Origin of the sequence: Alkalibacterium iburiense, assembly GCF_039521845.1 — a bacterium.
Lineage (GTDB): Bacteria > Bacillota > Bacilli > Lactobacillales > Carnobacteriaceae_A > Alkalibacterium > Alkalibacterium iburiense.
This window is the reverse complement of sequence record NZ_BAAACW010000158.1, coordinates 1-11,151: the sequence shown is the minus strand read 5'-3', so window position 1 is coordinate 11,151 and position 11,151 is coordinate 1. Positions and strand designations below refer to the sequence as shown.

Here is an 11,151-nt window from a genome sequence, read left to right as displayed (position 1 = left end):
CATTTTTAAACCCCGGTAAATCCCTTAGTGTAGGGATTTATCGGGGTTTTGGGTGTTAAAGATGAGATTATACCATACAAATGGGTTGGAATAAAGTTTAATTGGACATTTGGTCATCTTTTGTGTTAATTGTTCGCCTTTTTAGGCTAACTAATCAGATGATTCGTTTTCTTCTTCCATTTCTGCTTCATTTTCAGTCGCTTCTAAATGATCAGGATTTCGGTCATCAGGAAAACTAAAGACGATTTCATTATCTTTTGTTAAATAGTATTCACTGCGTGCTAGTTTCGCTACATATTCTTCATCTTCCAGTAACCCAATGTAATACTCTAATTCCGCTTGGTCTAAATTTAAAGATTCTAATTCTGCTTCAGCTACTGCTTTTTGTTCTTCTAGTTCACCCAGCTTAAAGTAGTTTCTAACCAGTGTGCTGCTGATCAATAGGATTAAGAAAATACCTACAGCGACAATCAGTTTCATTCGACGCTTTAATTTACGCTTACGCTTATACTCCCGAATATCTGCTAACGTTTTATGTTGTATGTAAGGATTGTTCATTCGAGCAATACTCGATTTCTTATTTTCCATTTTTATTGCTCCTCTTCCTTTTAGTTTTCGTGCTTAAAGTATAACAAGAAAGGAAGTGTATTAAAAGATGCTTTGTGTGTTTATATTAAGAAGAATATTAAAAAAAGACACATCATCTGATGTGCCTTCACGGTCTCTCTACTCGGACGTTTCTTTATAGGTTTCTTCAATGACTGTGTACAACTCTTTGGCTTCATCTTTTTTCGTTGTATCTTTAATATCATCTACCGATACCTTTAAAGTCTTGTTTCCAAATTGGATGGTCAATTCATCTCCAATGGCTACTTTACTTGATGACTTCGCTTTTTGACCATTAATTAAAATACGGTCTTTGTCGGCAATCTCTTTTGCGACAGAACGTCTTTTGATAATTCGAGATACTTTTAAATATTTATCTAGTCTCATCTTTCATCCTCTTTTCTTCTTCTTTTATTTTTTGCCAGAGGGCATCGACTTCTTCCACCGTCGTTGCTTTTACCCCGTCAAAGACGTGTGGATGTCGGCGCCTGATTTTACGGTTAATTTCAGTCAGGACATCCTCGAAAGTAAATATGCCTTCTTTTTCAGCCGTATTCGTTTGATATAGGATTTGAAGAAGAACATCTCCCAATTCTTCTATAGAATTGTCTATATCCTCATTCTCTATCGCTTCAATTAATTCATTTGTTTCCTCTTTAAAGTAAGTCACCAGATCTTGAGGGGTCTGTTCATTAATCCAGACATCCCCATCCGGAGAGGTAATCTTGTCAATGTAATACTGTAAAGTCGAAAGAGAAGTCACCTGCTCGTCTCGCTCTAGAGGGGGAATGTAAAGGGATCTTAAATTATATATACCGTCAAACCGGTCTATTTCAAACAATGGCATCCACTGGACCTTTTCCTCTTTACTTCCCGCAGCATCTACTACCGCCACTTCATGGTCGGCAGGGTATTTCTCCATTAAGGTCAACTTGACCTCTCCTGCCATTAAGGCATTGAAGACTTGCATCACGATGATGTGCTGCCCTGTCTGCAAATCATCCGCATTTAAATCAAAAGAATCCACTAACTGGAACCCTTCTATCGGATCGACTTGTACAGATAGAAACAAGTCATCCAAAAAACTCGCGCCTCCGATGACATCCACCTGTTCGTACTGTTTCAGTAATTCTGTGACTGTTTTTTCCGCAACCATCGGATGTCCAGGCACCGCATATAAAACAGGTTTGGACTGAGCCTCATGAATTAATGTCGATACAATGGATTCATACACACGATTAAAGTCTTTTTCGTTTCTTTCATAGATAGCATCGAATGTTTGGAAAGACAATCCTTCTTCTTCGAGCTCAGCTACCGCTGGATGATCTTTGGTCCGCATAAAGATAGTGGAATGTTTCTTTAACTCTTTTTCTACTTTGATAGGCATCTGATCTTTATCACCCGGTCCTAGACCCACTATAGTAATGGTATGCATAAAAGCCTCCCTTCTTGTTTCCTTTAAAATTGTCTGTTCTATTCGTCTGTCGCAGAAGACACGTTAGCCGCTTCTGCTTTTTCTTTCTCTTTTATGGTTTCCATAACCTCTGCACAATTTCTGGCAAAGAGGATGAGACTGTCTAGCCATTCATTATCCTTTATGCGTCTCGGTAATTTAAATTCGATTTGCAGGCTACCTTCCCCTTGCATATCGGTTTTAAGAGAAATATCTTTCAGAGCTTTAAAGACTTCTGGTAAAGGCATAGCTTTTGTTCCTTCAGATGAGAAAGTGACGGTAACCTTTGCATTTTCTCGTTTGATTGTTTCAATTAAGGCTCTTTCACTATGCAGTTTCAGTAACCCAACTGAAAGCAAATCCGCTACTTCCTGAGGGTACTCTCCGAATCGATCGATAAGCTCGTCTTGTAACTCCACATAATCTTCTTCTGATGAAAATTGACGAATGCGTTTGTACAGCTCAATTTTCTGACGTTCATCTTCCACGTAAGTTCCAGGCAGATAAGCGTCGACTGATAAGTCCATTTCCACCACTGTTTTTTGAGCAGACTTGTCTCCACGTTTTCTTGCCACAGCCTCAGATAGCATTTGAGAGTATAAATCATATCCAACACTATCAATAAAGCCGTGCTGCTGTTGGCCAAGCAAGTTTCCTGCTCCACGAATGGCCAGGTCACGCATGGCGATTTTAAAACCTGATCCTAATTCCGTAAAGTCTTTAATCGCCTGAAGCCGTTTTTCACTGACTTCTGTCAGGATTTTGTTGGGCTGATGCATAAAGTAAGCATAGGCAATACGGCTGCTTCGACCAACACGTCCTCTTAACTGGTAAAGCTGAGATAAGCCCATCCGGTCTGCATCTTCTACGATAAGGGTATTAACATTTGGCATGTCCACACCCGTTTCTATGATGGTTGTTGTAACGAGGACATCATAATCTCCCTGAATAAATTCATATAGGACATTTTCCAGCTGGTTTTCTGTCATCTGACCGTGAGCAATGGCTACACGCGTTCCTGGGACGAGCTGTCTAAGCTCTTCTGCTCTTTGCTCAATCGTGCTGACGCGATTATGCAAGAAGAAGACTTGTCCGCCTCTTGCCATTTCTCTTTCGATTGCTTCTGCGATAACCGCTCCGTTTAATTCAAGGACATAGGTTTGAACAGGGTAACGATTGGCTGGAGGGGTTTCGATAACAGATAGATCCCTCACTCCCAGCATAGACATATGAAGCGTTCTTGGGATAGGAGTCGCTGTTAAGGTCAACACATCCACTTCATTTTTCAACTGCTTCAAGCGTTCCTTATGCTTGACACCAAAACGCTGCTCCTCATCCACTATTAACAAGCCTAAATCTTGAAATATGACGTCTTTGGACAGAATACGGTGTGTCCCAACGACTACATCAACTTGTCCCTTTTTCAACTTATCCGTGGTTTCTTTGAGTTGCTTACTGGTTCGAAAGCGACTCATTAATCCAATTTCAACAGGAAAGTCTGCAAAACGTTCCATCATCGTTTCATAATGCTGCTGGGCCAGGACAGTTGTCGGTACAAGAAAAGCCACTTGCTTGCCATCTTGAACAGCTTTGAAAATAGCTCGTATCGCTACTTCTGTCTTACCATACCCTACATCTCCGACTAAGAGACGATCCATCGGTCTTGGTTTTTCCATGTCTCGCTTGATTTCTTTTATGGATCGCAATTGATCCTCTGTTTCTGAATAAGGAAACGCATCATCAAACTCCTGCTGGTAAGCATCGTCTTTAGAAAACGCATATCCTTTTTTTCGTTCTCTTTCAGCATATAATTCAATCAACTCATCCGCAATGTCTTCTACTTGTGAAGCTACCCGTTTTTTCGTTTTCGCCCAGGATGTTCCACCGAGCTTGTTAATTTTCGGTGTCTTCCCTTCAGACGACACATATTTTTGAAGCAGATTTATCTGAGTAACTGGAATAAAGAGTTTAGACGAGTCTTTATAGACGACCGATAAGTAATCCTGATGAATGCCGCCTATCTCCATCGTTTCCATCCCTGTATACTGACCAATTCCGTGGTTGACATGAACCACGTAGTCGCCTTTGCTCAGTTCTGTGTAACTTTTCAGTCTCTCGGCATTGGAAATATTCTGACTTCTTACTTTTTTCTTCGGTACACGGTTAAACAATTCTTTTTCTGTTAAAACAGCAAGTTTTTCTAAAGGCAGTTCAAAGCCGTTCTGCACACTGCCACTTACCACTTGAGTGGTGCCTTCTCGAATGTGCTCTTCATCAGATAGAGTGCTTGGAATTTCAAAATTGAGTAAGGTCTGGTGAACTTTCTGAGCTCTTTCTTCATTTTCCGTCATCACAACGACGGTATAGCCCTGCTTGTTCCATCTCTCCATTTCCGTTTTTACTAAAGGCATCTGGCCAAAGAATTTCTGCATGGTACGGAATTGAAACGGATGAATAGCATCCAGTTTTAATCCCTTCATTCCTTTTTGGAATAAAGCGAAGTGGAGCTGTTTTTGAGGAGCTTTTTTCAACGTGTCCCTAAAGGATAGAGAAAAACGCTGGTTATAAAGAATATTTCCTTGTTCAAGCTGAGTTCTTACCCATTCCGCTTCTTCTTGGTCTAAAAGAGCTTCATTCTCAACAATACGAGGGTACTCATCCATAACAAATAAACTGTCTTCCCCAGCGTAATCTAAAACGGAAGCATGCTTTTTATACAATACATCTGTGAAGCGTACAATCTCTTCATTGAACACTTCTTCTTTTACAGCATCAATAATCGGTGTCATGGTTTGGATTAAGGCTTCTTTTCTTTCTTCATCTTTTATTTTTTCTAAAGAATAAGTCAAAGCTTCCTCTAATCGCTTCACGCTCTCTTCTTTTTCATCGAGTAAAAGAAGGGTGTCCGTAGCAGGGATAAGTGTAACAGCTTCCACTGTTTCGTTGGATCGCTGCGTATCGGCATCAAAACACCTTAAAGAATCGACTTCGATATCAAATAATTCTATACGGACAGGATTTTTTTCTGTCAGAGGATACACATCTATAATCCCTCCGCGCATACTGAACTCACCGGGGGCAGCGACTTGATGTTCCCGCCTATACCCCATTTCTGTCAATTTTCTAGGTAAGTCTTCCAGATTCACTTCTTCTCCAATCGAAAAAGTTAATTCTGCCTCTTGAAACTTATCTGGAGTGGGCAGTATTTTTCTCGCCCCAGCTAAAGGAACAATCACAATACCTGGTTGGCGAGATAAGATGAAGTCTAGAGCTTTCACTCTTTCGGCTCTTGCTTCAGGAGATGAAATTGCCATTTCAGCATGAATCATATCGTCAACTGAAAACAGAAAAAGCTGGTCATCAGAAACGAGACCAGTTAAGTCAGTCAATAGTTGATTCGCATGGTAGACATTTTGAGTAATAACCATGATTTGTTTGTTTTTAACGTCAAGTAAGGACTGGAGAAATAACGTACGTGCCGAGCCAGCCATCCCGGTAATTAACTGCGTGTGTTTGGTTTCCATTTGTGAAAAAACATCTTTTATAGAGGGTTTTTCACTTAAGAAAGTGTGTAGTTGTGCCACCCTATCTTCTCCTTTTGTTTCAGTGATTAGTTAAATTGGGACATGGTATCAATATAAGAATGCCCCTCTGCCCAATACAAGGCAGCATCGGCTGCTTTTTTAACAGCAAACAGCATATCTTCGTGAACAGATTTGTGAAAGGGACTGAGTACATGGGAAACGACAGACTGATTCTCGTAGGGACGACCTACGCCAATACGCAGTCGATTGAAATTTTGAGTCCCTAGGTGAGAAATCAAACTCTTGATTCCATTATGTCCTCCAGCGCTTCCTTTTTGTCGTAATCTGATTTTTCCTACTGGCAAATCCATGTCATCATAGATAACGACTATGTCTTCTTCTGTCAAGTTGTAAAAGTCCATCCAAGGTCTAATGGAGCGACCGGAATCATTCATGTAGGTCTGAGGTTTGATGAGTAAGACTTTCTCTGATCCTACCATGCCTTCAGCATAAACCGAGTCAAATTTAGAACGGTTGAATACCCATCCCTTTTGATAAGCGATTTCGTCTAATGTGATAAACCCAATATTATGTTTGGTTTGAGAATATTTCGATCCAGGGTTGCCTAAGCCAATAATTAATTTCATCTGTCTCTCCTTCATGATTCTATACATGCAAAAAAGCTGAACGGTAACCGTTCAGTCCTTTTCTTATTTTTTTAGTATACCATATTTAGGCTCTTGCCAAAAATAGTTACTCTATGTCTTTTTGATAAACTTCGTCTGGCATGACGGGCATGTAATCCGTATTTTTTTATTCTTTCTTGGGACACGCACTTTTTGCTTACAGTTCGGGCATTTCTTTATCGCAAAAGCTTTGCGCTGGGCCCAGCGGTTTTTTAATTTATAGTAGCGTGTCAGAATGGTTTGTTTCCATTTCAAATACACTTGCAGTTCTTTGTTCCGTTTCGTTTTTTCTCTAGATAAAATTCTAAGGGCTCCGAAGGCTAAGACCGCAATTCCTATAGCAGATACGATTTGGCCTCCTATAAAGTTGGACAGGACGCCCAATAGTAAGCCGATTATAAATAAGGCTTTAGACAATTCATCATAGCCGTATCGACCCTTCATATAAAAAAGTATCTTTTGAATCCATTCCATCGTATTCATTCCTTTTTACACTTCTTTTTTCTCTTTACCCTATAAGTATACAGGATGGATATTAAGAAAAGGTGAACATTTTCATTTTTTCGGAATCTGATTCACAAGAAAAACCAAAGGCTTCTCCTCGCTCAAGAGAGTCCTTTGGTTTAATTCTTAAGTATATCTATTATTCTCCAGCAGGTGCTAAGATAATAACATTTTCATAACGATCTAACTGTTCAACGTCAGCTTCGTCTCCAACTGCCCATAAATCTTCGTCAGATACACCAACTTGGAATTCTTGGTCAGCATCCGTACCAGGAACAGTATAAGTGAAGGTTCCGTCTTCGCCCATTTCAGGAGCATCGATGACTTCTCCTTCTTGGATAACGTATGCAAAGGCATCTGGGTTTCCAGTTGAGCCAGTTACAGTCGCTTCACCCTCTTCAGGTGTGAATGTATAACCGTCTTGAGTCCAAGTACCCCCAGTGATTTCGAGTTCCACATCAGCTGTGTAGCCTAAGTCGTTCCCTTCAATATTATCAATAATATCGTGGGCACTTTGACCTGTTCCCTCTTCGCCGTCTGTGTCCTCAGCTCCGTCTTCAGTATCAACCTCTTCATCAGTCGAGTCGTCAACGTCCTCTGTATCGTCTACTCCCTCTTCAATCTCCGGCTCAGGTGATGGTTCTTCGTCCGTATCACAAGCTGCCAAAGCAAAAGTTGAGATAGCCAATAAACTTACTAGTTTTTTATAGTCCATTAAATAATTCCCTCCTAAATTTTCGTGTATCACGATTGCAACACCAGGATAGAATTTTTATTTTCGCTCGAAATTATCATACCACAACCGTTTACTTATGACAAACAAATTATAAAAATTAAATGATGATTAACATTTAGGTGATTAACATTTAATAACATAGGTCTCTTCTCGTAGGTTTTATAGCTTGACTTACTTTTTGTTCGCATTTATCATTGTAATGATGCGCGGATAGAATCTCTTTACATGGTTTTTGATTAAAAGAGACATTTCAATAGGAAAGAAGGTCATAATATGTGTGGAATTGTTGGATACATCGGAACAAGAGATGCCAAGGACATTTTGCTGAATGGTCTGGAAAAACTGGAGTACCGTGGGTATGACTCCGCAGGTATTTTTGTCACCAATGAAGAAAAAGACAGTCACTTGTTTAAAGCAGAAGGTCATATTTCCGCTTTAAGAGAAAAAGTCGATGATTCAGTGAAGGCTAATTCGGGAATTGGTCATACGCGTTGGGCTACTCACGGTGAACCAAGTGTCCGTAATGCTCACCCTCACCAGTCTGAGAGCAAACGATTCAGTATTGTTCATAACGGTGTCATTGAAAACTATCAGGAAATCAAAGATGCCTATTTAGATGACTATGAGTTAATCAGTGAGACAGATACCGAAATCATCGTTCAATTAGTCGAGTGGTTTGTGGAAACGGAAGACATGACAACTCTCGATGCGTTCAAAAGAGCCATTGTTGCTTTGGAAGGTTCTTATGCTATAGCTTTAATTGATAATGAAAATCCTGATGTCATCTATGCCGCAAAAGATAAAAGTCCTCTCCTCCTTGGAAAAGGTGACGGCTTTACAGTTATCTGTAGCGATGCCATTGCTATGGTTAAAGAGACCGATCAGTTTATTGAACTGAAAGACAAAGAAGTCGCTATCTTGACGAAAGACTCTATCACTATTGAAGATTTTTCAGGTGAGAAAATAGATAGAGCATTCTATACATCTGATTTAGATTCCGATGCCATTGAAAAAGGTGAATTTCCTTCTTACCTGGCAAAAGAAATATCAGAACAACCGTCTGTCATTCGTAAGATTGTTCAGAAATACCAGAATGACAAAGGAGAGCTGTCTCTTTCTCCAGATATTACAGACTCTATTTTAGATTCGGATCGTATTTATATTGTTGCAGCGGGTACAAGCTATAATGCTGGATTAGTAGGGAAGAATTTAATAGAAACGATAGCTCGCATACCAGTAGAAGTGCATGTTTCAAGTGAATTTGCCTATCATACGCCGCTTATACCTAAAAAACCTTTCTTCCTCTTTTTATCACAAAGTGGTGAAACGGCAGATACGAGACAAGCTTTGGCTTTGGTCAATGAATGGGAGTACCCTTCCTTATCTCTAACCAATGTCCCCGGCTCGGCTATGACAAGGGAAGCCAGTTTTAACTTATCCTTGCATGCTGGTCCTGAGATTAGTGTGCCTTCCACAAAATCTTACACAGCTCATATTGCGGTTCTGGCAATTCTCTCAGAAGTGATCGGTTTGAAAAACGGCTCACTTAAAGAAGCATTCTTAATAGAAGAACTTGAAACGGTTGCGGATGCTATGCAGCGTATTCTCGATCACACAGAAGCGATTGAACAGTTATCAACTGAGGTCTTGAGCTATTCAAGCCATGCTTTTTATCTCGGCCGCGGCTTAGATTACTTCGTAGCATTAGAAGCAGCCATGAAATTAAAAGGTATTTCCTACATCCCGACAGAAGGCTTTCCTGCTGGCGAGATGAAACACGGAACAATCGCGTTAATTGAGGAAGGAACCCCTGTGATTGGTTTAGTGACAGAAGAACCTGTCGCGCGACGCACACGGAACAATCTTCAAGAAACCAAAACGCGCGGGGCTCATGTCTTGACCATTGCTATGGAAGGATTGGATCAGCCGGATGACAATGTCGTTATTCCGAAGGTCAATCCCTTGCTTTCTCCATTAGTCAGTGTCATCCCTACCCAATTACTGGCTTACTATTGTGGCTTACACCGAGGAAATGACGTCGATAAACCGAGAAACTTGGCTAAATCAGTTACAGTTTAAATATGAATATAAAAGAGTTAAATCCCGCGTGGATTTAACTCCTTTTTTATAGTTTTAATTTAGGTTACCTATATTTTCAACTTCCCACTGTAACAAGCTTTCTTTATTCGACCAAGAGCAGCCGTATTCTATATGGGAGGTCAGTTTTAATATCTTTATAGGATCAGAAAGACTTAATTGTCTCTCGCCCGGTCTGATATAGTGACTTTATTCGACTTCAAAGAGTATTTATTGCCTAGTAAGGTTATATAAAAAATCTCCTTTTCTGTTAAAAACGAAAAGGAGATTTTGTGATTCTTATTGAGTTAACCACTCTGTGTGAATACGGTCCATCATACTAGCAATCCGTTCCCCAATTTCAGCATGCGCTTCGGTTTCTACATTGGCCAAAGATACGCGAACAGTCCATCTGCTTGAACCAAAGGCTTCCGATTTGAGTAAATTCAAGCGTTCTTCCTCAGCTAACTGAGCCACTATATCGGTCATTGTCCAATGTGTTTCTACATAGTCTTTAAATTCTGAACCATATCGTTTTTTCATCCACCAGTCAAAGTCGATTTCACAATAATAGGCTGTATTCAACTCTTCAACCGGCATAGTCAATCCCAATGACTTGTAAAGCAAATCGCCTCTTTTATGACAAATCTGCATGACTTCTTTTTTGTATATGTCCTCTTCATCAAGGAGTGCATACAAACTAAATAAGGTCATCATGACTTGCTGAGGAGCTGACAAACCGGCCGCATGGTTTAAGGCAACAGACCGACTATCGGCTACCATACGGTCTATAAAGGATAAACGTCTAGGGTCGGAAGTAATGGATTCATAGCGTTTATCTAATGCTTTCTTTTTGTCTTCTGGCAACTCATCTAATAATCGATTGAACACATTATCTTTTGCTAAAGCAATGGTTCCTATTCTCCAGCCTGTCGCTCCAAAGTATTTAGAATACGAGTAAATACAAGCTGTGTTGTAGGGCAGCGCTGTAAATAAAGAAGTAAATTTATTTAGAAAGGTCCCATAAACGTCATCAGACAATATCATTAAGTCCGGATTATCGGTTTCAACAATATCTTTTAATTGGTCAATAGAGGAATCATAAATAGCGTTAGCTGTCGGATTACTCGGATTAACCACAAAAACGGCTTTGATATCTTTATTTCTTAAGCGATCTAATTCTTCCTCTTTAAACTGGTAACTGGTTTGTCCGTTGATATCCATTAATTCGGAACGAATATACTCCACATCAAAGCCATATTCAGGTAATCCTGGAATTTCTAAATATGGAGCAAAGGTTGGAATCATTAAAGCTATTTTATCTTTCGGTTCCAGCAAATGATTATTCACTAATGATTTGAAGGTGTACACTATTCCAGCGGTTCCCCCTTCAACAGCAAAGATATCAAACGGCACACTGTTAGACGAAAACAGTTCATGATGCAAATACTGTTTAATGGGATTTTCACTCGCTTGGAGGACACGTTCAGGATGAGGTTGACACTCCCACAGCTAAAGCAGTGGGATTCTTAAGTGCTTTGTCGAACGCAGGCCATTTCTGTTTTG

9 protein-coding genes are annotated in these 11,151 nt (G+C 40.0%); 1 reads left to right on the top strand and 8 read right to left on the bottom strand.

Annotation, left to right across the window (positions count from 1 at the left end; all coding sequences use genetic code 11):
- Positions 1-150: 150 nt before the first annotated feature.
- The 7 genes from ABDZ53_RS11865 to ABDZ53_RS11835 all read right to left on the bottom strand — a co-directional run bounded on the left by ABDZ53_RS11865 (position 151) and on the right by ABDZ53_RS11835 (position 7,488).
- Positions 151-588, bottom strand: coding sequence for an FtsB family cell division protein (locus ABDZ53_RS11865; protein WP_343756793.1), 438 nt, complete (start codon positions 586-588; stop codon positions 151-153).
- Between the two features lie 138 nt (positions 589-726).
- Complete coding sequence (locus tag ABDZ53_RS11860) at positions 727-993, bottom strand: RNA-binding S4 domain-containing protein (protein ID WP_343756791.1); 267 nt, start codon at positions 991-993, stop codon at positions 727-729.
- Complete coding sequence (locus ABDZ53_RS11855) at positions 980-2,041, bottom strand: MazG nucleotide pyrophosphohydrolase domain-containing protein (protein ID WP_343756789.1); 1,062 nt, start codon at positions 2,039-2,041, stop codon at positions 980-982. Before ABDZ53_RS11855 ends, ABDZ53_RS11860 begins: the two co-directional genes overlap by 14 nt.
- Positions 2,042-2,079: 38 nt before the next feature.
- Positions 2,080-5,583, bottom strand: a complete 3,504-nt coding sequence (gene mfd, locus ABDZ53_RS11850; RefSeq protein WP_343756797.1) for a transcription-repair coupling factor — start codon at positions 5,581-5,583, stop codon at positions 2,080-2,082.
- Between the two features lie 86 nt (positions 5,584-5,669).
- Entirely contained in the window at positions 5,670-6,230 is a 561-nt protein-coding gene (pth, locus tag ABDZ53_RS11845; protein WP_343756787.1) for an aminoacyl-tRNA hydrolase, read from the bottom strand.
- Between the two features lie 111 nt (positions 6,231-6,341).
- Positions 6,342-6,743, bottom strand: coding sequence for a BRcat domain-containing protein (locus ABDZ53_RS11840; RefSeq protein ID WP_343756785.1), 402 nt, complete (start codon positions 6,741-6,743; stop codon positions 6,342-6,344).
- Between the two features lie 169 nt (positions 6,744-6,912).
- The gene (locus tag ABDZ53_RS11835; protein WP_343756783.1) at positions 6,913-7,488 is read right to left on the bottom strand and encodes a hypothetical protein; all 576 of its coding nucleotides are present in this window, start codon (positions 7,486-7,488) and stop codon (positions 6,913-6,915) included.
- A gap of 294 nt (positions 7,489-7,782) precedes the next feature.
- On the opposite strand from ABDZ53_RS11835, the gene glmS reads away from it, so the two are divergent.
- Positions 7,783-9,588 (top strand): glutamine--fructose-6-phosphate transaminase (isomerizing), encoded by a 1,806-nt coding sequence (glmS, locus tag ABDZ53_RS11830; protein ID WP_343756781.1) that lies wholly within the window; start codon positions 7,783-7,785, stop codon positions 9,586-9,588.
- A gap of 297 nt (positions 9,589-9,885) precedes the next feature.
- Here the strand turns inward: glmS and aspD are convergent, their stop codons facing one another.
- The gene (gene aspD / locus ABDZ53_RS11825; RefSeq protein WP_343756795.1) at positions 9,886-11,097 is read right to left on the bottom strand and encodes an aspartate 4-decarboxylase; all 1,212 of its coding nucleotides are present in this window, start codon (positions 11,095-11,097) and stop codon (positions 9,886-9,888) included.
- Positions 11,098-11,151: the final 54 nt, after the last annotated feature.